The 23,222-nt window shown below is 44.5% G+C and carries 23 protein-coding genes, 1 tRNA gene and 1 pseudogene; 10 read left to right on the top strand and 15 right to left on the bottom strand.

Features of this window, described 5'->3' with window-relative positions:
- Positions 1–6 precede the first annotated feature (6 nt).
- From IAE16_RS07605 to cutA, 5 genes are all read right to left on the bottom strand, one after another.
- The gene (locus IAE16_RS07605) at positions 7–1,284 is read right to left on the bottom strand and encodes an ammonium transporter (protein WP_323700202.1); all 1,278 of its coding nucleotides are present in this window, start codon (positions 1,282–1,284) and stop codon (positions 7–9) included.
- A gap of 48 nt (positions 1,285–1,332) precedes the next feature.
- On the bottom strand, positions 1,333–2,742 hold the full coding sequence (glnA, locus tag IAE16_RS07610; protein ID WP_323700204.1) for a type I glutamate--ammonia ligase: 1,410 nt from the start codon (positions 2,740–2,742) through the stop codon (positions 1,333–1,335).
- Between the two features lie 24 nt (positions 2,743–2,766).
- The gene (glnB, locus tag IAE16_RS07615; protein ID WP_323700205.1) at positions 2,767–3,105 is read right to left on the bottom strand and encodes a nitrogen regulator P-II GlnB; all 339 of its coding nucleotides are present in this window, start codon (positions 3,103–3,105) and stop codon (positions 2,767–2,769) included.
- A gap of 136 nt (positions 3,106–3,241) precedes the next feature.
- On the bottom strand, positions 3,242–4,132 hold the full coding sequence (locus IAE16_RS07620) for a cation diffusion facilitator family transporter (RefSeq protein ID WP_323700207.1): 891 nt from the start codon (positions 4,130–4,132) through the stop codon (positions 3,242–3,244).
- A 44-nt stretch (positions 4,133–4,176) separates the two neighbouring features.
- Entirely contained in the window at positions 4,177–4,491 is a 315-nt protein-coding gene (gene cutA / locus IAE16_RS07625) for a divalent-cation tolerance protein CutA (RefSeq protein ID WP_323700208.1), read from the bottom strand.
- Between the two features lie 17 nt (positions 4,492–4,508).
- Between cutA and IAE16_RS07630 the strand changes: the two genes are divergently transcribed.
- A complete protein-coding gene (locus IAE16_RS07630) occupies positions 4,509–5,204 on the top strand; it encodes a HepT-like ribonuclease domain-containing protein (protein ID WP_323700209.1) in 696 nt (231 codons plus the stop codon).
- A complete protein-coding gene (locus IAE16_RS07635; protein ID WP_323700210.1) occupies positions 5,191–5,874 on the top strand; it encodes a HepT-like ribonuclease domain-containing protein in 684 nt (227 codons plus the stop codon). Before IAE16_RS07630 ends, IAE16_RS07635 begins: the two co-directional genes overlap by 14 nt.
- Here IAE16_RS07635 and mnmG read toward each other — a convergent pair.
- Both mnmG and IAE16_RS07645 read right to left on the bottom strand, forming a co-directional pair.
- Positions 5,871–7,715 (bottom strand): tRNA uridine-5-carboxymethylaminomethyl(34) synthesis enzyme MnmG, encoded by a 1,845-nt coding sequence (gene mnmG, locus IAE16_RS07640; protein WP_323700211.1) that lies wholly within the window; start codon positions 7,713–7,715, stop codon positions 5,871–5,873. The genes IAE16_RS07635 and mnmG overlap by 4 nt on opposite strands.
- A 21-nt stretch (positions 7,716–7,736) precedes the next feature.
- A complete protein-coding gene (locus IAE16_RS07645; RefSeq protein WP_323700212.1) occupies positions 7,737–8,429 on the bottom strand; it encodes a glycerophosphodiester phosphodiesterase in 693 nt (230 codons plus the stop codon).
- A gap of 16 nt (positions 8,430–8,445) precedes the next feature.
- On the opposite strand from IAE16_RS07645, the gene IAE16_RS07650 reads away from it, so the two are divergent.
- Complete coding sequence (locus IAE16_RS07650; protein WP_323700213.1) at positions 8,446–9,096, top strand: endonuclease V; 651 nt, start codon at positions 8,446–8,448, stop codon at positions 9,094–9,096.
- A 94-nt stretch (positions 9,097–9,190) separates the two neighbouring features.
- On the opposite strand, the gene IAE16_RS07655 is transcribed toward IAE16_RS07650, so the two are convergent.
- On the bottom strand, positions 9,191–9,403 hold the full coding sequence (locus IAE16_RS07655; protein ID WP_323700214.1) for a chromosome segregation protein SMC: 213 nt from the start codon (positions 9,401–9,403) through the stop codon (positions 9,191–9,193).
- A gap of 342 nt (positions 9,404–9,745) precedes the next feature.
- On the opposite strand from IAE16_RS07655, the gene IAE16_RS07660 reads away from it, so the two are divergent.
- Positions 9,746–10,513: a hypothetical protein gene (locus IAE16_RS07660; protein ID WP_323700215.1), complete on the top strand. Its 768-nt coding sequence runs from the start codon at positions 9,746–9,748 to the stop codon at positions 10,511–10,513.
- A 106-nt stretch (positions 10,514–10,619) separates the two neighbouring features.
- Here the strand turns inward: IAE16_RS07660 and metG are convergent, their stop codons facing one another.
- Positions 10,620–12,092, bottom strand: coding sequence for a methionine--tRNA ligase (gene metG, locus IAE16_RS07665; RefSeq protein WP_438617130.1), 1,473 nt, complete (start codon positions 12,090–12,092; stop codon positions 10,620–10,622).
- Positions 12,093–12,111: 19 nt separating this feature from the next.
- Here metG and IAE16_RS07670 point away from each other — a divergent pair, with 19 nt between their 5' ends.
- The 4 genes from IAE16_RS07670 (at position 12,112) to IAE16_RS07685 (ending at position 14,458) form a co-directional block, all read left to right on the top strand.
- Positions 12,112–12,663 (top strand): DUF4352 domain-containing protein, encoded by a 552-nt coding sequence (locus IAE16_RS07670; protein WP_323700217.1) that lies wholly within the window; start codon positions 12,112–12,114, stop codon positions 12,661–12,663.
- An 18-nt stretch (positions 12,664–12,681) separates the two neighbouring features.
- Positions 12,682–12,768, top strand: a tRNA-Leu gene (locus IAE16_RS07675).
- Positions 12,769–12,775: 7 nt separating this feature from the next.
- On the top strand, positions 12,776–13,576 hold the full coding sequence (locus IAE16_RS07680) for a TIGR00282 family metallophosphoesterase (RefSeq protein WP_323700219.1): 801 nt from the start codon (positions 12,776–12,778) through the stop codon (positions 13,574–13,576).
- Positions 13,577–13,585: 9 nt separating this feature from the next.
- The gene (locus IAE16_RS07685; protein ID WP_323700220.1) at positions 13,586–14,458 is read left to right on the top strand and encodes a HepT-like ribonuclease domain-containing protein; all 873 of its coding nucleotides are present in this window, start codon (positions 13,586–13,588) and stop codon (positions 14,456–14,458) included.
- Here IAE16_RS07685 and mqnE read toward each other — a convergent pair.
- Genes mqnE through polX form a run of 3 tightly spaced genes read right to left on the bottom strand, consistent with a single transcriptional unit; the run spans position 14,449 to position 17,769 of the window.
- Positions 14,449–15,558 carry an aminofutalosine synthase MqnE gene (mqnE, locus tag IAE16_RS07690; protein WP_323700221.1) on the bottom strand — a complete coding sequence of 370 codons (1,110 nt, stop codon included), beginning with the start codon at positions 15,556–15,558 and terminating at the stop codon, positions 14,449–14,451. The genes IAE16_RS07685 and mqnE overlap by 10 nt on opposite strands.
- Positions 15,559–15,570: 12 nt before the next feature.
- Positions 15,571–15,984, bottom strand: coding sequence for a hypothetical protein (locus IAE16_RS07695; protein ID WP_323700222.1), 414 nt, complete (start codon positions 15,982–15,984; stop codon positions 15,571–15,573).
- Positions 15,985–16,020: 36 nt separating this feature from the next.
- Positions 16,021–17,769 (bottom strand): DNA polymerase/3'-5' exonuclease PolX, encoded by a 1,749-nt coding sequence (polX, locus tag IAE16_RS07700; RefSeq protein WP_323700223.1) that lies wholly within the window; start codon positions 17,767–17,769, stop codon positions 16,021–16,023.
- Between the two features lie 16 nt (positions 17,770–17,785).
- Between polX and IAE16_RS07705 the strand changes: the two genes are divergently transcribed.
- Entirely contained in the window at positions 17,786–18,604 is an 819-nt protein-coding gene (locus IAE16_RS07705; protein WP_323700224.1) for a metal ABC transporter permease, read from the top strand.
- On the opposite strand, the gene IAE16_RS07710 is transcribed toward IAE16_RS07705, so the two are convergent.
- Positions 18,573–19,352 carry a ribonuclease H family protein gene (locus tag IAE16_RS07710; RefSeq protein WP_323700225.1) on the bottom strand — a complete coding sequence of 260 codons (780 nt, stop codon included), beginning with the start codon at positions 19,350–19,352 and terminating at the stop codon, positions 18,573–18,575. The two genes, IAE16_RS07705 and IAE16_RS07710, sit on opposite strands and share 32 nt — an antisense overlap.
- 631 nt (positions 19,353–19,983) lie before the next feature.
- On the opposite strand from IAE16_RS07710, the pseudogene IAE16_RS07715 reads away from it, so the two are divergent.
- Positions 19,984–20,304, top strand: a pseudogene (locus IAE16_RS07715) (transposase); the annotation flags it as partial.
- Between the two features lie 101 nt (positions 20,305–20,405).
- On the opposite strand, the gene IAE16_RS07720 reads toward IAE16_RS07715, so the two are convergent.
- Together IAE16_RS07720 and argS are read right to left on the bottom strand one after the other, a co-directional pair.
- Positions 20,406–21,191: an RpnC/YadD family protein gene (locus IAE16_RS07720; RefSeq protein WP_323700226.1), complete on the bottom strand. Its 786-nt coding sequence runs from the start codon at positions 21,189–21,191 to the stop codon at positions 20,406–20,408.
- A 373-nt stretch (positions 21,192–21,564) separates the two neighbouring features.
- Complete coding sequence (gene argS, locus IAE16_RS07725; protein WP_323700227.1) at positions 21,565–23,217, bottom strand: arginine--tRNA ligase; 1,653 nt, start codon at positions 23,215–23,217, stop codon at positions 21,565–21,567.
- Positions 23,218–23,222 lie beyond the last annotated feature (5 nt).

Below are 23,222 nucleotides of genomic sequence, written 5' to 3' on the forward strand. Positions count from 1 at the left end.
ACCTCCTTATGAGATGTTGTATGCACTTTCTCCGTGCTGGGACCTGTCAAGTCCAGTTATTTCCTCTTCCTCTTTAACCCTTAGCCCAGTTAGAGCCTTTGCAACAAAGAGGATTATGGCGGTCATAACACCACTGTATACCACCGTCACTATCACAGACCATATTTGTGTAATAACCTGCCCGGGGTTTCCATAAAGAAGACCCTTGCCAGCTTCGTTTACGGATGGGTCTGCAAAGACGCCTGTGAGGATAGCTCCTATTATGCCTGCTACACCGTGTATGCCAAACACATCAAGAGCATCGTCATAACCCAGTTTCTCTTTTACCTTAGCCACCATGAAGTAGCATATGGGTCCTGCAGTCAAGCCTATTATGAAGGCACCAAACACATTTACAAAGCCCGCAGCAGGAGTAATAGACACAAGTCCCGCTATCACACCGGAGGCAAGTCCGAGAACTGTAGGTTTTTTCCTATGAAGCCATTCGGTAAACATCCATGCTAAAGCAGCGGTGGCTGTTGCTATGTTGGTGTTTAGCATGGCTACCGCAGCAAGCCCATTGGCACCTACCGCAGAACCCGCATTAAAGCCAAACCATCCGAACCACAAAAGCCCTGCACCAAGCACCACGAGAGGTAGGTTGTTAGGCAGTAAGACCGCATCCCTTCTCCTGCCAAGGATTATGGCTCCCACAAGACCTGCAATGCCAGCATTTATGTGGACTACCGTTCCCCCTGCAAAGTCAAGGGCACCATCCTCTGCCAAAAAGCCTCCGCCCCACACCCAGTGGGCTATTGGAACATAAACCAAGCTCACCCACAGAACCACAAATATCACCCAAGCGGAGAACTTAAGCCTTTCCACCAAAGAACCACTTACTAAGGCTACGGTAATTGCCGCAAAGGTAAGCTGAAACATAACAAAAAGGAGCTCAGGAATGGTGTCCTGAAGACTATCAACACCCACTCCGCTTAAGAATATTTTGCTTGCACTACCTATGATGCCTCCGATGTCTTCTCCAAAGGCGAGGCTATAGCCGTAGGCGAACCAGACCAAGGACGCAAGGCAGTATGCTACAAAGGACATGGCTATGGTGTTTAAGGTGTCTTTTCTCTTCGCCATGCCTCCATAGAAGAGAGCAAGACCCGGCAGGGTCATGAGCATAACAAGGGCAGAAGACACCAAAAGCCACGCGGTGTCTCCAGTGTCTAACTTTGGAGCGTCCTCCTCTGCAAAGGAAAGACTTACCAAAAGCAGTGGTATAATAGTTGTCAGGCGAAGCATTTTATCTCCTCCTTTGCCCCACCCAAAAGGGGCGGGGCGGTTTTTTACTTAGATATCAAAGTAAAGCTCAAACTCCTTAGGATGGGGTATGAACCTTAGCTCATCAATTTCCTTCTTCTTGGAGCTTATCCAGAGCTCTATAAGCTCCTCTGTAAACACCCCACCCTTTAAGAGAAACTCGTAGTCATTTTCAAGAGCCTTGAGGGACTCCTCCAATGAGCCTGGTAGCTGTGGTATGTCTTTTAGCTCCTCTGGTGGCAGGGAGTATATGTCCTTGTCAAAGGGCTCTCCAGGGTGTATGCGGTTTTCTATACCGTCTAATGCTGCCATAAGTATGGCAGAGAAGGCAAGGTAAGGGTTGCAAGTGGGGTCTGGGAAGCGAATTTCTATCCTCTTTGCTTTTGGAGAGGGTGAATAAGTTGGTATCCTTATGGCGGCAGACCTGTTTCTTGCGGAATAGGCAAGCCTTACTGGGGCTTCAAAGCCTGGCACAAGTCTATGGTAGGAGTTAATGGTTGGATTGGTGAAGGCGGTAAGTGCTGGTCCATGCTTGAGAACACCTCCTATAGCATACAGACAGATTTCTGACACTCCTGCGTATCCAGAACCCGCAAAGAGGTTTTGACCCTCCTTCCATATAGAGAAGTGGGTATGCATACCCGAGCCGTTGTCGTTAGGTAAAACCTTCGGCATAAAGGTGGCAAACTTTCCATACTTGTGGGCAACCATACGCACTATATACTTGTAAAGGAATAGTTTGTCCGCCTGATTTACCAAAGAGTCATAACGAATGTCTATCTCTCCTTGACCTGCGGTGGCAACCTCGTGGTGGTGAAGCTCTACCACTATGCCAAGCTGGGACATAAGGGAGACCATTTCGCTCCTTAGCTCGTGTGTTTTATCCAAAGGTGGCACTGGGAAGTATCCCCTCTTGTGTGGTATTTTGTAGCCAGAAGAGGTTATCTCTCTGTTCCACCAGCCCTCCTCTGAGTCTATTCTCCAAAAGGCGTAGTTGGCAGAGGTTCCAAACTCCACAGAGTCAAAGATGAAAAACTCCGCCTCTGGTCCATAGTAAGCGGTATCGCCTATACCTACCTGCTTTAGGTATTGCTCCGCCTTTTGAGCAATATAGCGAGTATCCCTACCATACCTCTCTCTTGTTATAGGGTCATAGATATCGCATATCATCACCAAAGTCTTTGGCTCCATAAAGGGGTCAATAAAGGCGGTAGTAGGGTCTGGGATAGCTATCATATCGGACTCATTGATAGACTGCCATCCCCTTATGGATGAGCCGTCAAAGCCTCTACCTTCCTCAAAGGTATCCAAAGACAGCTCATAGGCTGGGATAGTAAGGTGTTGCCACTGACCAAAGAGGTCAGAAAACCTCAGGTCCACATACTGGACTCCTTCCTGCTCGATGAGGCTTAGCACCTCAGCTGGTGAATACTTGGGCATGTTTAAACCTCCTTTATAAAGTTTTTAAATTGCCTGTTCTCCTCTTTCACCCGTCCTAATCCTCACTACATCCTCAACGGGTATTATGAATATCTTTCCATCTCCCACCCTACCTGTTTGGGCGGTTTTCATGATAGCTTCTATTACCTTTTCCACATCCTCGTCTCTGACCACCACTTCAATCTTTACCTTGGGTAGAAAGTCAATCACATACTCTGTGCCACGGTATATCTCCGTGTGTCCCTTTTGTTGACCAAAGCCACGAACCTCTGTAACTGTCATACCGCCTATGCCTATCTCCACAAGGGCATCCTTGACCTCGTCCAGTTTAAAGGGCTTGATTATGGCTTCCACCTTTTTCATGCTTTAACCTCCTGTGAGTTATTTTTGCAAAAAACATGCCAACCACAAGGAGCTGGCTAAGGGTTAATTTTACTACCTTTTAGAGAGACGAGTTTTGAGAAGTTATGTAAAGTTGTTTACAAAATTGTAAAATTGTTCACTCACCTTTTGCACAGCTTTTCAGCTCTACCGTTGCGTGGGCTATCTCTTCAAAGCGGGATATTATCCTATGGTAATGTTCAAGGTCGTAGTTTTCAGAGGTTTCAATCCCCACTATGCAGGCGTATTTGCCACTATAAATCTTAAGAAGGTGTATGTCATAGACCTTGCTTTTACCACCCTCCTCAAGGGCATTTATTATCTCTTTCACTAAAGGATTTTTGCCTTCCCTGTCAAGGAGTATAGGTGCTGTTTCCTTCATGAGAGACAAAGACCACCTTATTATAAGCACAAAGCCCAACAAACCCATTAGAGGGTCCATAAACCACAAACCAAGATACTTTCCTGCCAGCAAACCACCTATGGCAAGCACGGAGGTAAGAGCATCCGCAAGCACATGCAAATAAGCACCCCTGAGGTTTAGGTCATGATGGTCGTGCTCGTGGTGGTGCTGTCCACCATGAAGTATGTAGGCACTAAGGATATTTACCCCAAGCCCCACAAAAGCCACAAGCAGTGCCTCCTCATACTTGGTTTCTCCACCCCTTATAAACTTTGAGAGGCTCTCTTCCAATATGAGAAAGGAAACAAAGAAAAGCAAAATAGCACTGGTATATGCTCCAAGCACCTCCACCTTCCAAGTGCCAAAGGTAAAACTACCATCCCTTGCCCATCTTTTTGCAAAAAAGTAAGCCATATAGGCTATGGCAAAGGCAAAGGCGTGTGTAGACATATGAATCCCATCCGCAAGGAGAGCAACAGAGTTAAACATATATCCTGCCAATATCTCCAAGAACATGGTAAAAAGCGTGATAAGGAAAACTATCAAAACCCGTCTTTGGGCTCTGTAATGTGGTGTATAAAACTCATGTTGATGCTTGCAAACCATGAGGAAATTATAGAAACTTACTGACTACTGGGCTATGAAACAGCTCATGCAAGAGAGTCATCTATCCACTTAAGGTAGTCCTCATTGCCTGCAACTATAGGCAAGGCAATTATCTCAGGAACCGTATAGGGATGAATAGACTTTACACCCTCAAGCAAGTCTTTAAACTTTTGAGCGGAAGTCTTTACCACAAGAAGGCTTTCCTTATCCCTTTCTATGTTCCCCTTCCACCAGTATATGGAGCTAACCTCTGGAACCACGTTTACGCAAGCACCCAGCTTATTCTCTATTATGTAATTGGCTATTTCTTGAGCCTTGTCCACTGGTGTAGTGATAAAAACCACATAGTAGCCCAGCATAGAGTATATTTTAACCTATGCCAAAGGAGAAAACTCTACCAACTCTTGAGCTTTTCATGGAAGAGCTTTTAAGCCTCTTGCCCTACTTGAGAGAGAGGTATGGAGTGAAAGAGCTTGGAGTTTTTGGCTCATACCTAAGAGGAGAGCAAAGACAAGACAGCGACCTTGACCTCCTTGTGGACTTTGAAAAGGATATTTCTCTTTGGGATGTTATGGAGCTTGAGGAGTTTCTCTCTGAGAGGCTTGGAGTAAGGGTTGACCTCATTATGAAAAGCTCTTTGAGGTTTAGACCTCATACCGCAGAAAAGATTCTAAAAAGCTACGTGCCCGTGATGGAAAACTGGAAGGATATAATAAGGCAAAAGGAGATGCCAAAAAGAGACTACAGGGAATACATAAAAGACATTCTGCAAGAGTGTGAGTTTTTAAGAAAATACACGCAAGGCATAGAATACGAAGACTTTTTGGAAAGCGACCTACTTAGGCATGCGGTGGTGCGTGCCTTGGAAGTAATAGGCGAGGCGGTAAAGAACCTGCCAAATGAGCTTTTGGAAAAGTATCCACAGATAGAGTGGAAAAGGGTAAAGGGCATGAGGGACAGGCTGGCTCACGCATACTTTGGTGTGGACTACGAACTTCTCTGGAGGGTGATAAAAGAAGAGCTTCCGAGCTTATGTAATGTGGTAAAGGATATGTTAGATGAAGAAACTTAGCCAAAGACCAACCCTTGAGCTTTTCATGGAAGAGCTTTTGAGCCTCTTGCCCTACTTGAGAGAGAGGTATGGAGTGAAAGAGCTTGGAGTTTTTGGCTCATACTTGAGAGGAGAGCAAGGACAAGACAGCGACCTTGACCTCCTTGTGGACTTTGAAAAGGATATTTCTCTTTGGGAGGTTATGGAGCTTGAGGAGTTTCTCTCTGAGAGGCTTGGAGTGAGGGTTGACCTCATTATGAAAAGCTCTTTGAGGTTTAGACCTCATACCGCAGAAAAGATTCTAAAAAGCTATGTGCCTGTGGTGGAAAACTGGAAGGATATAATAAGGCAAAAGGAGATGCCAAAAAGAGACTACAGGGACTATCTTAGAGACATACTTGAAATGTGCCAGTATTTAGAAGGCAGGTCAAAAAACCTTAGCTTTGAAGAGTTTTTGGAAAATTTAGAGCTTAGGCTATCCTTTACGAGGGCTTTGGAGATTATAGGCGAGGCGGTAAAGAACCTGCCCAATGAGCTTTTGGAAAAGTATCCACAGATAGAATGGAAAAGGGTAAAAGGCATGAGGGACAGGCTGGCTCACGCATACTTTGGCGTGGACTATGAGCTTCTCTGGAAGGTGGTAAAGGCGGAGCTTCCAAGCCTTTGCAAAGTGGTAAGGGATATGCTCTAATCTAACTTTCCAAGGTATGCCAAGAGGGCGGTTATTGTGGCTGGAGTTATGCCATCTATCCTGCTTGCTTGACCCACCGTCATGGGTCTGAATTTTTTGAGCTTTTCTCTTGCTTCGTGGGTGAGCCCTGGGACCTTGTCATAATCCATATCCTGTGGAAGTGCTATGCCCTCCAGTTTCTTTAGCCTTTCGTTTAGCTTCTGCTCCCTTTCTATATAAGGCTCATACTTTAGCTGAACCTCCACCTCTTCCTTTACGTAGGGATGCTCTGGAACTTCAAAACCAAGAGCTTTTAGGTCATCTATGGTATACTCCGCAGTGAGAAGTTGTGATGGTGTGTAGCTCCTTGTGTCAGAGCCAACCGCCACTGCAACCCTTTGAGACTTGTAAAACTCCACCCAGCTCTCTATTTCTCTCTGTAGTTCCTTTACCATTTTGTATTGCTCCTCTGTGAGGAGACCAAGCTCGTAGCCAAGTTTAGAGAGCCTAAGAATGGCGTTGTCTTGTCGGAGTTGGAGTCTGTATTCAGACCTTGAAGTAAAAAGCCTATAAGGCTCAAGCACGCCCTTCGTTACAAGGTCATCCACCATTATGCCAATATAACTTTCATCCCTTCTTAGGTATATGGGCTCTTTGCCAAAGGCTCTAAGTGCTGCATTTATACCCGCAAGGATACCCTGCCCTGCTGCCTCTTCATAACCAGTAGTTCCGTTTAGGTTTCCTGCATGGAAGAGACCTTTTATCTTTTTGGTTTCAAGGGTAGGATAGAGTTCTGTGGGTGGCACTACGTCGTATTCTATGGCATAGGCAGGTCTTATAAGCTCTACTTTTTCAAGCCCTGGTATGCTCCTATACATCTCCCATTGGACCTCTTCTGGCAAAGAGGTAGAAAGACCGTTGGGATATATCTCCACTGTATCCCAGCCCTCTGGCTCAAGAAAGACCGTGTGCCTATCCTTGTCGGAGAATTTTACCACCTTGTCCTCTATGGAGGGACAATATCTTGGTCCTATACCTTTTATAAGACCTCCATATAGTGCTGTTCTGTGTAGGTTTTTACGGATTATTTCGTGGGTTTTGGGTGTGGTGTAGGTTATCCAGCATAGAGCTTGCTTTTTGCCCTTTTCAAACCAGTAGCTTCCTACTGGCTCTGTCCAAAAGGAAAACTTGGGTGGTGGGTCATCTCCCGGTGCAGGTTCAAGGTTAGAAAAGTCTATGGTTCTCTTGTCAAGCCTTGCGGGAGTGCCTGTCTTAAATCTAAGAAGTGGAAAGCCATGTCTTTTGTAAAAGTCCGTAAGACCCGTAGAAGGAGGTTCCCATGCCCTACCTGCAGGAAAGGTTTTATCTCCTATGTATATAAGACCCTTTAGAAAAGTTCCCGTTGCCACAACCACCGCCTTTACCCTATACTCAAGCCCCAGCTTGGTCTTTACCGCTACCACACGGTCATTTTCTACAATGATGTCCACCACCTCATCTTGCTTTATGTGGAGATTTTCTTGGGTTTCGCAAACCCTCTTCATGTATTCTCTGTATAGCTTTTTGTCCGCCTGAGCCCTCGGAGACCAAACCGCCTTGCCTTTGCGAGTGTTTAGCATCTTAAACTGTATGCCTGTGTGGTCTATAGCCTTTCCCATCTCGCCACCAAGTGCGTCTATCTCTCTAACCACTATTCCCTTTGCTATACCACCTATGGCGGGATTGCAGGACATCTGACCTATAGTGTCCGCATTTAGCACAAAGAGGACAGTCTTTGCTCCCATGCGTGCAGATGCCAGTGCAGCCTCTATGCCTGCATGACCCCCACCTATAACCGCCGCGTCAAACTCATCCACCAGCATAGGATAAAAATATAGTTCTTCTTAAGTAGAAAGGCTTGTATCCTTGAGCTTTTTTACGTTGTCCGTTGCTATGCCATCCACACCCCTTTCAAAAAGCTCCCTTGCCTTTTGTGGGTCGTTTACGGTCCAAGCAACCACCTTTAGCTTTAGTCTGTGAGCAAAATCTACCGCCTTTTGAGTGGCAAGCCCATACTTGGGAAGGGCAAACAGACAACCTAATTTCTTAGCCTCTGGTATCATACCCGGTGGCTTTGAATAGACAAGACCAGTGGTTATTTTCCCCCTTAGCACCTCAAGTGCCTGAGGGTAAAAACTTATTATGGCGGTCCATTCCTCTGCCTTGTATTCTAATACCTTTTTGTAAACCCCTTCCGCATCTTCTGGATGCTTTATCTCTAAAAACAAGCCTACCTTACCTTTTACCAACTCAAAGGCTTCCTCAAGCCTTGCAGGGCGATAACCATTTTTTTGAACCTTTGCCACCTCTTCCCAGCTTGCGTCCCTTATATTTAAGCCTACACCAAAAACTCTAAGCAGGTTATCATCATGGCTAAGCACAAAAACCCCATCCCTCGTTCTTTGTATGTCTACCTCTACCACATGTGCACCAAGCTCAATGGCTTTCTCTATAGACTGTAAGGTGTTTTCCAACTCAAGCTCTGGCACTCCCCTGTGTCCCACAAGAAAGGTTTTTAAAGCCTCAAATACCCCCATGTTAGAATTTTAAAGCATGCATAAAGAACTTGAAGAAATACAGCTCCAGTGTGCTAAAAGGGTGATACAAAGAGATGACTTTGAAAAGATAGAGCTTATCGGAGGGATAGACCTTACCTTTGAAAGCATAAAGGAAAACCCAACCCGTGCTTGGGCATCCCTTGTAGTGATAAGGCTTTCGGACCTAAGGGTAGTTTACCAAAAGGTGGTCCAAGGCGTGGTGGACTTTCCCTACATTCCCACCTTTCTTGCCTTTAGAGAACTTCCTCTAATGCTCAAGCTCTACCAAGAGGCGGAGCTAAAGCCGGATGTGTTTTTCATAGACGGTCAGGGTATAGCTCACCCTCGTGGCTGTGGTATAGCATCCCACTTTGGAGTAGAAACTTCCACAGTAAGCGTTGGCGTTGCCAAAACACGCCTCTTTGGTTATGGAAAAGAACCAAACAGAGAAAGAGGGAGCTATTCTTATCTAACCTACAGAGGAAAGGTAATAGGAGCAATTTTGAGAACAAAGGATAACACAGAACCTGTATATGTCTCAGTAGGACACAGAATAAGCCTAAGAACCGCCATTGACCTCGTCCTTAGGACATCCCTTTACCGAATACCAGAACCCACAAGACTTGCCCACAATCTTCTGCAGAGGGTGAGAAAGGCTAATCTGTGATATAATCTTCTTAGAAGGTTTTAGGGTCTTACAGACCCTTGACATCTTGGCAGTTGAATAGGGTTTTTGCTCTTTGAAGTTAAGGGGGTAGTATTCACTCAAGAGGTTTGAGAAGTCCCTCCTCGTCCACTTCCATTATGGTGGTCTTTTCTTTGAGTTTTTCCAACTCCTTTAACTTTTTGGCTATTAGCTCTCCCATTGAGGTGTTTTTCCTTATGCTTTCTATACGCAGGCTCTCCCAGAGGTCATAGGGTAGAGATATAGTGGTTCTCTTAAACTTTTGCCTTTTCTTCTGCTTGCCTCTCATAGGTTATATTTTAATGCCTTTATGCTTTTATGTTTTAGCATAAAGATGCAGTGATGCTTTGATGTTTTGATGACATATGTCTCAAAGCCTTGTCTCTCAAGGGTTTAAATTTGACAATACTATACTCAACCTTGCAGGACCTGACACTTTTGGCAAACCACCTTCACTTGAGAGGGGTGCCCCCTTGACAAAAGGCTTGATATGTCTTATTATTCTTTATGTGGTGAGTTGAGGTTGCTAATCCACCGTGTGGAGTTGAAACGCGTGTTATAATTTAGTATTGTTGCTAATCCACCGCGTGGGGGTGAAACGTATACAAAACTCTTTAAAAGGAGGTGCAAGATGAAAAAGGCTTTGGCAGTAGGAGCTTTGTTTACCTTGTCAGTTGGCACAGCCAACGCACTGGATTTTAGCATCACTCCAGTTGTGGGCAGTTTTCAGCAAAAGGCAAACTACAGAAAAGACGATGGAGAGGAAGGTAAAGTCAAATACGATGGGACCTTCTATGGATTGAAGATAGGGCTTGGGCACTCCTTTGGTAATGTAAGACTGGAGGGCGACCTATCCGCTTATTATGTGGGCGATGGAAATGTAAAAGTGGAACCTTCTGACTATACCTCATCTAAATACAAGCATGTGGAACTTCAAGGAGAAGGCAGAGTGGGATACAAATATGACCGCTTTGAAGGAAATCTAAAGGGAGTAGCCATAGCAGGATATATCCCTATTGGCTATTCTTTCAGGAAAATGGATGTAGACTACCTTGATGAGAATACTGATGGTTCATACTCTGACGACTACAAATATCTATACACTGGCTTAGGCATGAGGCTTGAATACAAGATGTTATATTTGGATGGCAAAGTTTTGCTTCCCCTGAAAAATAAGGTAAAGCTTGATAAAAGTTATGCTGGGGAAGGTTCAATAGAAAAGGATATGGGTAAAAAGGTAGGATACAATGTATCCGCAGGCATAAAGTGGAAATTACTCACCGCAGGCGTCTTCTATGAAAGAAGAGAACACAAGAGCTTTTATGACCATATAGATAGATACACTGCTTCCAATGGCAAGGAGGAAAGATTAGGACTGCAAGTGGGCTTTGTTTTCTGAACCAATTGAGGGGGAAGGCAGTAGCCTTCTCCTTTCCGTTGCTAATCCACCGTGTGGAGTTGAAACAGGATATATTAGCCTTATTAGGTCTAATGTAGCCTTTTGACTATCCCCTCTTTGGAAACAGAACAGCCTTATCCTTTACAAAATACTCAGACCTCATATAAGGCATTAGCAAACCCTGTGTTGGCTCACAGCTCATTAAGTTCAAGGCTTCTTGCATTTTGTTTGGCATAAAGGGTTCAAGTAGGTTTGCCAAAAGGTGTATGCCATCAGTAAGGGTATACAAGACCCTTCTTAGCTCCACTTCGTCGCTCTTTGCCAAGCTCCAAGGTGCTTTTGAGTCCACATACTTGTTTAAATACCCAGAAAGCCTCAGCACCGCCTCAAGGGAGTTATAGAAGTCTACCCTTTGCATGCACCCTTCGTATTCCTCTATCACCTGCCTTGCAAAGTTCTCATACTCCATATCCTTTCCACCAGAAACCCTCCCACCAAGATACTTTATGTCCATAGCCATTACTCTGCTAAAGAGGTTTCCTATCTCGTTGGCAAGCTCACCGTTTAGCCTGTTTAGGATGGCTTCTCTCCTTATGTCTCCGTCCTCTCCAAAGGGCATATCCCTCAAAAGGAAATACCTTGCCTCATCCAACCCCCACTCCTTTACAAAATCGTAAGGACTTATCACATTTCCCAAAGACTTGGACATCTTTTGACCTTCCACCTTCCACCAGCCATGGGCAAAAACCCTCTTTGGAATTTCCAGTCCTACTGAAAGGAGAAAAGCGGGCCAATAAACTGTATGAAACCTTAGAATATCCTTTCCCACAAGGTGTAGGTCTGCGGGCCAAAGGTGTGGTTTGTCCCTTACCGCAGACACGTAGTTAAACAAGGCATCAAACCACACATATATGGTATGCTCTGGGTCAAAGGGCACTTCTATACCCCACCTTACTCTGCTTCTTGGTCTGGTTATGGAAAGGTCTTTTAGTCCCTGTTTTACAAAAGCTATTACCTCGTTTTTCCTGTAGCTTGGCATAATAAAGTCTGGAGCCTTTTCATACAGGTCAAGGAGCACCTTCTCATACTTGGAAAGCCTAAAGAAGTAAGAAGGCTCTTTTATGTAGTCGCAAGGCTTTAGGTGTATAGGACAAACATGTCCTTCTAAGAGCTCTCCTTCTGACTTGAACTCCTCACAGCCTACACAATACCAGCCTTCGTATTCTCCAAGGTATATATCTCCCCTCTCATAGCTCTTTATGAAAACTTCCTTTACCAGCTCCACGTGGTCTGGGTCTGTAGTCCTTATAAACCGGTCATAGCTTATACCCATAAACTCCCAGAGCTTTTTGAAGTTCTCGGAGTTTTGGTCTGCCAGTTCCTTTGGGCTTATACCCTTTTCCTCTGCGGACTTTTGTATCTTAAGACCATGCTCGTCAGTGCCTGTCAAGAAAAAGACCTCATAACCTCTTTTCCTGTAATACCTTGCCAAAACATCCGCAGATATGGTGGTGTAGGCGTGTCCTATGTGAGGAACGTCGTTTACATAGTATATGGGTGTGGTTATATAAAACTTCATAAGGCTTATATTATAAGGCATGAAAAGGCTTGTTATATTCCTTACCCTCTTTATCTATGGCTGTGCGGTAAAGACTTGGAATGTGGAAGGAGCCTCTGAGCTCTCCAACGGTCTTGTAGTAAAGATAGACACAAAGGCTTGGCGGTTTTCACCTTCTGACCTTGACAGGTATGTTTTACCCATATTTATAAGCCTTGAAAACAAAGGAAAAGAGCCCGTATCTATAAGGAGAGAAGATATATTCCTTGTGGACGACAAGGGTAGACAATACAATCCCATACCACCCGGTGATGTAGCCAATGTCTTAGGGAGAAACTACGGCGTTGGCTTTAGCTTTAGTGTAGGATATTGGAGTTATCCCTTTGGTCTTTGGTGGTCTCCCTACTATGCCTATCCTCCTTCAAGGGACGTATACCCAGACTTGGTAAACAAAGCCCTTGTGTTTGGAGAGCTTCAACCCGGTGCTACTTTAAGCGGTTTTGTATACTTTCAGAAAATACCAGAGGATGCAAAGGAGTTAACTTTAAACATAAAGGGTTATAAGTTCAGGCTAAAGGCAAGCAGGGAGTGAATTATAATCTAATATTCAGCGGGTGTGGCGGAATTGGCAGACGCGCTGGACTCAGGATCCAGTGGGCTTATGCCCGTGAGGGTTCAACTCCCTCCACCCGCACCAAGGAGCCATGAGATTTCTAATATTTGGAGACATAATAGGAAAGCCTGGAAGAAGGGCACTTAGGTATTTTCTCGCAGGCTACAGGGATTTGGTGGACGTGGTGCTCGTTAATGTGGAAAACTCCGCAGGTGGCTTTGGTATAACAAAAAAAGTCTACGAAGAGCTACAAGGCATGGGCGTGGATATTATGACCTCTGGAAACCACATATGGGACAAAAAGGAAGTTTACCAATTTATAGACACCTCTCCCAACCTCCTGCGACCAGCCAACTATCCCGATGGTGTTCCCGGCAGAGGCTATGGTATCTTTGAGAAAAAGGGCATAAGGTTTGCAGTTATAAACCTCATGGGTAGGTCTCTCTTAGACTCAAACCTTGAAAACCCCTTCTTGGTCTTTGACAGGCTTTACCAAGAGGTAAGCAAGGAAACTCCCATAGTGGTCGTGGACTTTCATGCGGAGACCACCTCAGAAAAGTGGGCTTTTGGCATATATGTGGATGGTAGGGCAAGTCTTGTTTATGGCACGCATACCCACGTGCCTACCGCAGACCAGATAATACTTAAAAAGGGAACAGCCTATACTTCCGATGTGGGTATGACAGGATGTTGGTATTCCGCAATAGGCATGAAACCCCAGCAAGCTATAGATAGGTTTACAAAGGGTATTCCCCAAAAGTATGAGGTAGAGGAAAAGGAAGACCTTGTGGTAAATGCCTTGCTCGTAGAAGTGGAAGAAAGCACTGGCAGAGCAAAGTCCATAGAGCGTCTACAGCAATACATCACAAGAGAAGAGCTCCTTGGAGCATAAATTTATACCATGCAAGAAACTAAGAAAAAGCCCAAGATAAGCCTAATATTGGAGAGCTTTACTCAACTTGAGAAAGCCTATGCAGACCTAAAGAAGAACCTATCCCTTCCTGAAGAGGAGTTTGTCTCCAATAAACTGCTCCAAGACAAGGTGAGGGTAGACTTCAATCTGGCTTTTGAAAGTGCTATGAGAGTCTGCAGGCATCTTTCTGCGGTCTATGACATAAAGACCACTTCAAAGGACTGTCTTCAGAAAATAGGTGAGCTTGTTGGTCTCTCTCAGGCACAAGCCTTGGGAGAGCTTACCCAGTTTTACATAAAGCACAGAGACCTAAGGGAAACCCTGCAGTCAGAAGAACTCTACCGCTCCCTTGTTAAGTTTTTGCCCCTTTTTAAGGAATACGCCAAAGCGGTAGTGGAGTTTGTCAAAAGGGAGACCAACAACCCCCTTCTTATAGACTTTGACCTTCTAAACGAAAAGGCAAAATACATAAAGGAGTCTGTGAAAAAGATAGACTTTGTGCTTTCTCAAGGCTTTGAGGAATTTTCAAAGACGCCCATGTATTACGATAGGGTCAAATACTTCTATCAGGTGGCTTACGATAGCCTCTTTGATATATGCAAGCACCTTGCTCCCAAGTTTGGAGTGAGAAAGTTTGGAGATGACTGTCTTTCAAAGTTGGTGGAAGCTGGCGTTATTCCTCAAGAGTATTACATGGATGTTTTCAAGATGACGAACCTAAAAAACAAGCTCATAAGCACGTGGGAAGTGAGCCCACAGGAGCTATATGAGAGGCTTATGGAGATAAAGGACAAGATTGAGCCTGTTATGAGGGAGATATCCAAAAGCCTAAAAAAACTCCTACAAAGTGGTCAAGGATAGATGGCTACTGGGTTATAAAAGGTGTCCCTTTCCACTGGTATCTTGCCTGCGGACCTTATGAGTTTTATGAGCCTTTCCTTTGTATGTCCCACCGCAGAGGTCGTTCCCGCAGAATGGACTATTTTTTCCTCTTGGATGGTCCCGTCAAGGTCATCCGCACCCATATTTAGAGCCACCTGTGCTACCCTCTCACCAAGGGTGACCCAGTATGCCTTTATATGGTCAAAGTTATCCAAAAAGAGCCGTGATATGGCTATGGTTTTCAAATCATCCACAGAGGAAGTTCTTTTCCCTCCTATCCTTGTCCCCTCTGGCCAGTAGGCAAGAGGTATAAAGACCTGAAAGCCTCCCGTTTCATCTTGCAGACTTCTGAGCCTTTCCATGTGTTCTACCCTTTCCTCGTAGGTCTCTAAGTGTCCATACAGCATGGTTGCATTGGTGGGAATTCCCAGCTTATGAGCGGTTCTATGCACCTGCAGATACTCTTCCGCATTAGCCTTGTAGGGTGCTATTATCTTTCTTACCCTCTCGGAGAATATCTCCGCACCGCCCCCGGGTATGGCATCCAACCCCACAGACTTTAGCTCAAGCAGGATATCCTCGTAGCTCCTTCCTGATATCTTACTCATATGGTGTATCTCTATGGCGGTCCACGCCTTTACCACCATATCGGGAAAAGCCCTCTTTATTTCCTTCACAAGGTTTACATAGTGCTCCACCTTCCAATGCGGTGGTATGCCACCTACAATATGCACCTCCCTTCCACCCATTTTGTAGGTCTCTTCCACCTTCCTTAGGACCTCTTCAAGGCTCATCTCATATGCCCTTGGGTCAGACTTTACCACCCCAAAACTGCAGAAATTACATTGATATATGCATATGTTGGTAGGGTTTATCTGTCTGTTGACCACAAAGTAGGCAAAGTGTCCGTTCTTTTTACGGTTTACCCACTCCGCCAACGCACCCACATAGCTAAGGTCTGCCTCATAAAAGAGCCTTATGGCGTCTTCTACAGAAAGCCTTTTGCCCTCAAGAATCTTTTCGCCTATAACCCTCAGGACTTTTATGGCAACTCTGTCTATGAGTAAGTCTAATTGCATATTTTCCTCCACTTAGATTATTGGTATAGGGATACCCTTTTGTTCGGAATATAGCTTAAGCGAAGCTATCAAATCCTCGTAGCTTTCACCATCCTCAGGATAGGTCACTACAGTGTAGTAGCCTTCTTCACCAAGAAAATCCTTAATACCCTCCGCCAAATGAATAGCACCTTCCTTATCTGTACCAGGCAGTAAACAGATTAAGTGAGAACCAGTCTGAGCTATTATGTCCGACTCACGCATGGATTTAGATATGTTCTCAAGGTGCTGTTCTGAGAGATGCTTACTGTATAGCACCATAAGGGAAAAGTTATCCACACTGGGAATACGCTCTTCAAGAGAGAGGTCCCTTTTCAATCTTTTCAACTCACCTATCTTATACCTTATAATTGCCTGAAGATCATCAATACTAAAAAACTGAGCCATATTTATAATTATAAAACCTTTGATGTGTTTTAGCTATCAATATTTTCCACTTAGCATAAGCTCCCTTTTACGCCTTACAAAGTCTCTAATGCCCTGCAGGTCTTTTGCGTTCAAAAGGAGCTCAGGAACAGCCCATCCCCTTCTTGCAAGACCAACTCCTAAGCGTATATAGTGCAGATGCTTTACGGAGTGTGCATCGCTCACTATGGCTATAAACACACCCTCTTGCATACACCTTCTTATATTCTCCGGTGAAAGGTCTGCCCTGTGAGTGTTTAGCTCTAAGGCAGTGCCCGTTTCCTTTGCGGTTTTTATGACCTTTTCCATATCAAGAGGATAGCCTTCCCTCGTTCCATAGGCTTTGCCCGTTGGATGCCCTATTAGGTTTACAAAAGGATTTTCCATAGCCTTGAGTATCCTGTAGGTATTGTCTTGGTTAAACCTTGAGTGAATAGAGGCAACCACAAAGTCAAACTCCTCCAAAAGTCCATCAGGCAAGTCCAAAGACCCATCAGGCAGTATGTCCATCTCACAACCTCTAAGTATATAAAAGCCTCTTGGGTTGTAGTATTGGTTTAGTCTTTCAATTAGCTTAAACTGTTCCCTGTAGCGTGCTGGGTCAAGACCATTGGCTACGCGCGAGGACTGAGAGTGGTCTCCTATTACCATATACTCATAACCAAGCTGGTAGCAGGCTTGTGCCATCTCCTCAAGAGTGTGCAGTCCGTCGCTCCAGTTAGAGTGCATATGAAAGTCCCCTCTTATATCCCTTATGTCTATGAGCCTTGGAAGTCTGCCCTCAAGGGCAAGTTCTATCTCCCCCGTGTTCTCTCTTAGCTCTGGCGGAATCCACTGCATACCTATGAGGTTATAAACCTCTTCTTCTGTGCCACCCCCTATCCACTCCTCCGTGTCCGCACGAAAAACCCCATACTCGCTTATCTTGAGCCCCTTAGCCTTGGCTATATCCCTTATTCTTATGTTGTGCTCCTTTGAGCCCGTAAAGTATTGGAGTGCTGAGCCCCATTGATAAGGCTCTACCGTTCTTAGGTCTACCTGTCTTCCCTCCTCAAGCACAAGGCTGGATTTGGTCTCACCATGAAGAAGCACCTCCTTTACCCCGCCATAGGAAACAAAGTGCTGGTGTATCTTTGACCAGTTTTCCCTCTTTGCAGACACAAGCAGGTCTATGTCTCCAACCGTCTCTTTTCTTCTCCTTAAGCTTCCCGCAAGCTCAATGTTTTCATGGAGCTCCCTTATCGTTTCAAAGTGCTTTAGAAGAGCCTCTCCAAGCTCATAAGCCTGCAGAAGCGTCATCCTCTCCTTGCTCTTTTCCCAAAGCTCAAGCCCTCTGAGGATGTTTTGAACTTTTTTCTCTCCCATGCCCGGCAGAAAGGCAAGCTGACCACTTTTGACCGCCCTTATAAAGTCCTCCTTACTCCTTACCTTTAGCCTATCGTAAGCAAGCCTCAGCGTCTTTATACCCACACCCGGGACTTCCAAAAGCTCAAGCAAGTCCTCTGGGACCTTCTGCCTTAACTCCTCGTAGGCACTTATTCTCCCAGTGCGTAAATATTCCAGTATCTTCTCCATGCTTGACTGTCCTATGCCATGTATCTTAGAGATTTTCCCAGTCTTTACCAGCTCTTCCACGTCTTCTCCAAGTTCAGAAAGCACTTCGGACACCCTTCTGTAAGTGTTTATGCGATAAGGATTGTCTCCAAGAAACTCAAGCATGTCCGCCATTCTTTCAAAAATGCGTGATAGTTCCTTGTTTTTCTCCATAGGTTAAAATTTAGGAATGGACCTCTTATCTTACAGCCTCTTTTGGAAAGGCTTTCTTTCCGCCCTTTTTATAGCCCTTTCCACCTCCATGGTGGGTGTATTCCTTCTCATTAAAAGGCTTTCCATGCTTGGTGCTGGTCTCTCTCATGCCGCCTTTGGTGGTATAGCCCTTGCCATAGTCCTTGACCTTGAGCCCATGACCTTTACAGTGCTCTACACAGTTATTCTTGGTCTTCTTATCCAGTTCCTTGTGGATAAAAAGTCCCTACCTGCGGACACGGTGCTTGCCCTCTTTTTCTCCCTGGGTGTTGCCATGGCAATAGTGATCCTCGGCATTACGGACAACCTTGGCACTAACGTATTTTCATACCTCTTTGGTAGCATACTCACCGCCTCTGAGGTAGACCTTCTCTTGTCCGTGCTAATCTTTCTCCTAACCTCTCTGTTTATTCTCGTAAACTACCGAAAGCTCCTACTTCTTAGCTTTAACGAAGAGCTTGCAAAACTAAGAAGCATAAGAGTTAGTTTTCTCAATTACTCCCTTATTGCCCTCGCCTCTGCCAACGTAGCCCTATCCATAAAGGCTGTGGGACTTGTGCTTTCCGCCAGCTTTATATCCATACCAGCTATGACTTCGCTCTTGGTTTCCTCCTCCTTTCTGCAAAGTATAGTTCTTTCTGTCTCCTTTTCCTTTCTCTCTCTTTCCTCTGGCATAGCCTTCTCTCTGCTTTTTGACCTTCCTCCCAGTGGTGCAGTGGTAGGAAGCATGGCAATAATCTTTCTAATAATGTCCCTTAGCAAGTTTATAAAAAGAAAAGTTTTAGGCTCTCCTTAGCCCTTTCTTTGTCTTCCCTGTATATTCTGCGTGCAAGAGCCATAGCCTCCTTAGAGGAGCCCTTTGGAAGGCCCCTGTTTTCTAACCACCTTAGAAACCCCGCCCTTGCAAGGACGCTGGCAGTTGCCACCGCAAGGTCTTCTTCCCCCTTGTGTATAAAAGAAACTCTACCGTCAAAGGGACTTTTGCTTGAATAAGCATCCACAGAAAACCTACCCTCAGGATACCTTTTGAGAAATTCTTCCAAAAGACCCACATACAGTTCATCGAGGATTCTGTTGAGGTTTTTCTTCCTTTCATAGAGCTCATTTAACTCTTTAGGCTCTACAAGCCTGCATTTATACTCTCCAAAAGACCTAAAGTCGGACGCCTTTTTGAGAACCGCCTCATCACTTAACCTTTTGCAGTCTTTCATATTAAGGCTCAAGACCCTCCTGTAGTACTCTGGCTTTATGACCGCACAGCACAGCACAAGAGGACCAAACACATCCCCCTTCCCCGACTCATCGCACCCTATAAGCACCTCTTCTGGAGTGCCAAGAGAAGAAAGTATCAAATCCTTTACTTCTTTAGCCCTTTTACCCTGAATAAGAAGCGTGCCAGAGGAATAGAGCGTTGCATGGTTAGAACCATCAGTCAAATACCAAACCACACAATCCCTTGGCAAACCCTTAAAACCCAACTCTTCCAAAAGAGCCCTTACCCTGTCCCAATCTTCTTTCTCAAGCCTCAGCGTTAGATTACTCACGACAAAAAACTCTCCCCAAATATCTTCCAATCTTTTTCCATGAGCTTAGTAAATTCTAATAGATATATCCTCTCCTTTACTTCACCAAGGCACGTAGGAGTATCCCTTAGCATGGACAGATAGCTCTACTATGGACATTTATCCATACCTAAGATTTAGGGACTTACTGAGAAGTATTTTTCCCTTTCAATCTACAAAATTAGCCTTACTCCAAAGACACTTATACTGCTCATCAAACGGGTTTTTGCTGTACTCCTCCAAATACTCTATAAGAGCTTCCCTCATGCAGTGTAAATACCAGCGGGACTTAACACGGCTAAGCAGGTTCTTGCTGGCATTCGTATCTGCTTAAGGTGGGAGCATCTCATCCACTGTGTAAAAATAAAGTAAGGAGCTCTTAACATTAAACAGCCAAGCAAAGAAAAAGTAAAACAATACGTAAGGAGTTCAACGAGCCACTCAAAGACCTGATGGCTCAAACCATCGGCAAAATCCTACAGGCAGAATTGTACGAATTCCTTGGCTACGAAGGAACAGCCTAAAGAAGGTCAAATACAAAGACAGGAAGAGAGTAGCCAGTGCATTGAGGTCAATATACATGTCCTCCACGCAACCGTAAGCGAAGGAGAACTTTGAGAGGCTTAAGAGGGAATATCAAGCAGAGTATCCGCAGGTAGTGAAGGACTGGGAAAGAGACCTTGAGGAAATATTGACCTTTTACAAGTATCCTTATGAGATAAGGAGGATGTTGGCGACTACAAACTTTGTGGAGAGTATAAACAGCAAGATAAGGAAGGTGATATATGGCAAGAGGATATTTCCGATGGATGAGGCTTTACTGAAGGTTTGTTATGGGGTAGCTATGGACTTAGAGGAGAAATGGAAGAAGCCTTTGAGGGATTGGGAGAGGATATATGCTCAGCTGATAATTCTTTTTGAGGGTAGGTTATGAGGTATGATAACCCAAGTTGCAAGTTATTATAAAGTTAGATACCTCTCATAAGCATACTTTCCTAAATAAGCTGTCTATGGTGCTTTTCTATCAATTACAACTCAACTCAAAAGTCTCTCTTCCCTCAAAAGCTCCAAAACATCTCCAGAGTTTATTAACTTCTCTATCAAAGCATTTAAATATTCCCTGTTCCTTATGCCCTTCACCTTTACTTCTACACCTTCAGGAACTCTTCCAATCTTGCCCCTTATAAGAGTCAACACTGTATCTTGCAATGCTTTTATGAACCCTTCCTCATGTCCAATCTGTTTACCTTCCTCAAGTCCAAGTCTATACAGAATGTCCTTTTTCAACTTCCTCTTTGGCAGTTTTATATCCTCAGGTCTAACCACTATAGGCATGTGCTTGACCTCCTCTGTGAGCCTTATCCTTAAGTTAGGTCTCAGTTCTGTTAGCGTCAAGGCTTTCAAAAGGTAGTCTTTTCTCTCTTCTTCGTTCATGCTTTCCATCGTCTTTATGAGCTTTTCTATGAGATATACCTCATCCTCTACCTTACACAAACAAGCCAATAGCCTATCCATAGGGTCTGGGCTTTCCAATAGCACTCTGCAGTCTATCTGCCTTATGTCAAGTATTTCATACCTAAAGACTAAGTTCTTAATCTTGAGAGAGGTCTTCATTCTGAGCTTTTTATTTCCTACATACACCACAAGCTGTTTTATGTTGTATGTTTTGTATTTTTCTGCTATGGCGGTATAGTAGCGGAGCATTCTCCAAGGCATGTTTGCATCGTTAAAGGATTGGAACTCCATATGTAGGATGCTTTCATCTTCAAGTTTTGCCAAGAAGTCCACTCTTAGCTCAGTGGATGGCAGAGATGTTGGCAATAGCTCTTTGATAGGGGCTGGAGAGAGGATTTTGCTAAGCCTGTGTGGGACTTCCTCGAAGATGTCTTTGAGAGTTATATCTTTTGAAGACTCAGAAGGATTATATCATCAAACAATTTTCTCCTTGCATTTCTTATGGTGGCTCAAGGTTATTAATCACCCTATAACTTGCAACTTGCGTTATGATAGAGTTTATACAAATTTTGAAACGGCCCTCAAAACCTGTCTGATAAGCGGCATAAATGCCTCTGGAGTAAGGCACAGGGATTGATTGAAAAACAATAAATACTTTCAGTCAATCCCTAAACTTGTGGTATTAGAAACTGTGGACTAATGTCCTTAAAAGAGATATCTGTCCATGCTAAGGGATACTCTACATCCTCTCAGGAGCTTCTATTCCCAGCAATTCAAAAGCAGTCCTTAGAGTTATCTCCACACCCCTAAAGAGGGCAAGTCTCAAGAGCATGAGTTTTCTGTCCTCCACCATTACCCTGTGGTGGTTGTAGTAGTAATGGAAATCCTTTGCAAGCTCAAGGAGCGAATAGGTTATAAGGTGAGGAGACAGTGCCTTGGCTACCGCCTCAAAGGTATCTTTTAGGTATAGACACTTCTTAGTCAGTCTAAGGTCTTCCTCAGAAAGCCCATGCAGGTATTCTCTTAAGTCTTCCTTATCTGGGTCTATGCAATACCTTTCCTTGACCTCTCTAAAGACTCCTCTTATCCTTGCATAAGCATACTGCACATAAAAGACGGGGTTTTCTGTGGTGTTCTTCTTTACAAGGTCTATATCAAAGTCCAAAGGCGTATCGCTGTCCCTTGTGAGAAAAACAAACCTTACCGCATCCTTTCCCACCTCTTCTATTAGCTCCTGCAGGGTAATAAACTCGCCAGTCCTTTTGGACATACGCACCTCTTGACCACCGCTTATGAGCCTTACCATCTGGACAAACTCCACCTTTAACCAATCCTCTGGAACATTAAGAGCTTTTAGAGCACCTATAAGCCTTCTTTCGTATCCGTGATGGTCCGCACCCCAAAGGTTTATAACCTTGTCAAAGCCTCTTTGGAACTTTTGGTAATGATAGGCTATGTCCGAGGCAAAGTAGGTCCAAGAGCCATCGGACTTTCTAACTACCCTATCCTTGTCATCTCCAAAATCTGAGCTTTTGAACCACAAGGCACCATCCTTTTCGTATATGTAGTTCCTCTCCCTTAACTTTTGCATAACCTCTTCCACAAGACCTCTCTCATAAAGGCTTCTCTCGCTAAACCAACTATCAAAGGACACAGACAAAAGCTCAAGGGTCTCTTTAATATCCTCAAGAAGTCTCTTGTGAGCATACTCTTTACAAAGGTCTATAGCCCTTTCCCTTTCAAGGTCTAAAAGTTCCTCTCCGTAAAAAGCCTTTAGGTCTTTGGCAAGCCTTTTTATGTATTTGCCCTTATAGCCTTCCCTTTCAAAGACCTCTCTTAGCTCTGGGTCTTCCTTTCCAAAAAGCTCGTAGTATCTATGCAAGACCGAAAGCCCAAGCATGTAGACCTGATTGCCCGCATCGTTTATGTAATACTCCCTTAGGACCTTGTGTCCGAGCCTTTGGAGAAGTTTTGAGAGCACATCGCCTACTACCGCACCTCTTCCATGTCCCACATGTAAAGGACCAGTAGGGTTGGCACTTACAAACTCCACTTGAATATACATAGGCTTTTCCACAGGCTCAAAGAAGTAGTCCTGCCCCTTTGTGAGAAGCCCTTTGAACTCTCCCCTCACAAACTCCTCGCTGAGCCTTATGTTTACAAAGCCCTTGACCGCCTCTGCAGTCATTAGGTGGTTTGAGAGCTTGCTCGCCAGCTCTTGAGCAATCTCCTGGGGGTTTTTCCTAAGAGACTTGGAGAGCAAAAAGGCTACGTTGGTGGCATAGTCTCCATAGCTTTCTTCCCTTGGTGGCTCAAGGCTAAAAGAGTTTATCTCTATGGAATACAGCTCCTTTATCCTTTCCCTTATAGCCCTTTCAACAAATCCCTTCACACCTT

The organism is Hydrogenobacter sp. T-2 (assembly GCF_033971325.1).
In the GTDB taxonomy this organism is placed as follows: domain Bacteria; phylum Aquificota; class Aquificia; order Aquificales; family Aquificaceae; genus Pampinifervens; species Pampinifervens diazotrophicum.